The organism is Roseovarius halophilus (ex Wu et al. 2025) (genome assembly GCF_047086965.1).
The window spans coordinates 1-258 of sequence record NZ_JBKOTX010000657.1 but is presented as its reverse complement, the minus strand read 5'-3'; the positions used below and the strand labels follow the sequence as shown (position 1 = coordinate 258).

Here is a 258-nt window from a genome sequence, read left to right as displayed (position 1 = left end):
TCCACGAAGCCGTTCTGCATGGGCTTGCCCGGCGCGATGTAATGCCATTCGATCTTGCGCTCCGTGGCAAAGGTTAAGATCGCGTTACTGGTCAGGTCGGTGCCGTTGTCGCTGACAATCATGCCAGGCTTTCCACGCCGTTCGACCAGGGCCGTCAGCTCCCGCACGACACGCCGCCCCGAGATCGATGTGTCCGGGATCGCCGCGAGGCATTCCCGGGTGACATCATCAACCACGTTCAGAATGCGGAACCGCCGG

General features: G+C 62.0%; 1 protein-coding gene. It reads right to left on the bottom strand.

Features of this window, described 5'->3' with window-relative positions; genetic code table 11:
* The coding region (locus tag ACH107_RS33925; protein WP_412509938.1) for a DDE-type integrase/transposase/recombinase at positions 1-258 on the bottom strand (258 nt) is incomplete at both ends.